The sequence below is a fragment of the Bradyrhizobium sp. CAR08 genome, assembly GCF_052871955.1.
In genome coordinates this window covers 1-1,958 of sequence record NZ_JBIXJX010000072.1, presented here as the reverse complement: position 1 = coordinate 1,958, position 1,958 = coordinate 1, and the positions used below count along the sequence as shown (strand labels likewise).

2 protein-coding genes are annotated in these 1,958 nt (G+C 62.4%); both read left to right on the top strand.

The genetic code is table 11. The annotated features are described in order from the left end of the window. On the top strand, positions 1-846 hold an 846-nt coding region (locus ACIPUD_RS39715; protein ID WP_446482982.1), incomplete at its 5' end, for a flagellin. Positions 847-1,218: 372 nt separating this feature from the next. Further along, positions 1,219-1,958 (top strand): DUF1522 domain-containing protein (locus tag ACIPUD_RS39710; RefSeq protein ID WP_446482981.1); only part of this gene is annotated, 740 nt, incomplete at its 3' end.

Genomic DNA, 1,958 nt, shown 5'->3' with positions numbered 1-1,958 from the left:
GCGACCGCTTTCACCGCGGCCCGCACCTCCGGCGTCGGCGGCATCAGCGGCAAGACCTTGACCTTCTCCTCCTTCAACGGCGGCACGGCGGTCAATGTCACCTTCGGCGACGGCACCAACGGCACGGTCAAGACGCTCGACCAGCTCAACACGAAGCTGCAGGCCAACAACCTGTCTGCGACGATCGACGCCAACGGCCTGCTGACGGTGTCGACCACCAACGACTACGCGTCCTCCACGCTTGGTTCGGCGGCGGCGGGTGGTGCGATCGGCGGCACGCTGACCTCGTCGCTGACGTTCTCGACGGCTTCCAGCCCCGTCCAGGACTCGGTTGCGCAGACGGCCCGTGCCAACCTGGTGTCTCAGTACAACAACATCCTGAACCAGATCGACACGACTTCGCAGGACTCCTCGTTCAACGGTGTCAACCTCTTGAACGGCGATCAGCTCAAGCTGGTGTTCGACGAGACCGGCAAGTCGAACCTCAACATCACGGGTGTGTCCTACAACTCCAAGGGTCTGGGCCTCGCCTCGTTGACCAGCGGCGTCGACTTCATCGACAACGCTGCGACCAACAAAGTGCTGACCAACCTGAATGCCGCGTCGAGCACGCTGCGTTCGGAGGCCTCGAGCCTCGGTTCGAACCTCTCGGTGGTGCAGGTGCGTCAGGACTTCAACAAGAGCCTGATCAACGTGCTGCAGACCGGTTCGTCCAACCTGACCCTGGCTGACACCAACACCGAAGCGGCGAACAGCCAGGCGCTGTCGACCCGCCAGTCGATCGCGGTCTCCGCGCTGTCGCTGGCCAACCAGTCGCAGCAGAGCGTGCTGCAGCTGCTCCGCTAACAAGCGGACGACATCGCAAGCAAGACATCGTTAAGCAAGATATTGCGGCGGGGCTTCGGCCCCGCCGCTTTGTTTTTGCGCAAGCGTTCGCAGACGTGGCGTGGGACGAAGATGGTGCATTCAGGTGCAGCCGTTTGCCCACTCTGAGTTATGGTTGACAAGTAGCAAACGTCCCGCGATTGCGCGAAAAAGCATCATTCCATCATGGTGATAGGACTGAGATCGATTTCTCTTCGGCCGCGCTTATGGTGAATCCGCGCAAGGACTGGCGCGACGCACTTCATGCTTTGTTAGCCACCTACGTTCACCTTCCCGGCATCGATTAATCCTAATCGAAGTTTGTTGCGTTGCGTACCAGAAGGGTAACAGCTTATGTCCGGTATTGTTCTCTCCTCTTCGGTTCGTCAGAACCTGCTCTCTCTCCAGTCCACCGCTGATCTTCTCGCCACCACCCAAAGCCGCCTGTCGACCGGCAAGAGCGTCAACTCGGCCCTCGATAATCCGACCAACTTCTTCACGGCACAGTCGCTCGACAACCGCGCCAGCGACATCAACAATCTGCTCGACGGTATCGCCAACGGCGTGCAGGTGCTGCAGGCCGCCAACACCGGCATCACCTCGCTGCAGAAGCTGATCGACAGCGCGAAGTCGATCGCCAACCAGGCGCTGCAGACCACCGTCGGTTACTCCACTAAGTCCAACGTCTCGGCCACGATCTCGGGTGCAACCTCTGCCGACCTGCGCGGCACGACTTCGTTCGCCAGCACGGTTGCCACTAGCAACGTGCTGTATGACGGCACGGCGGGCGGCACGCACGCGGCGACCTCGGCGATCACCCTGGGCGCGACCCAGGGCGTCAACACCGGTGCGACTGCAACGGCTGGTGACGGCACGACGGCTCTCTCCGCTGGCATCACCCTGATCGCGAGCGGTGCGGCGACGGCGACCGGCCTGGTCGGCACCGCCCAGCCGGCCGACGGCGACACGGTCACCGTCAACGGCAAGACCATCACGTTCCGTGCCGGCGCTGCTCCTGCCGCCACTGCTGTTCCCAGCGGCTCGGGCTTCAGCGGCAACATCGTCACCGACGGCAGCGGCAACTCGACAGTCTA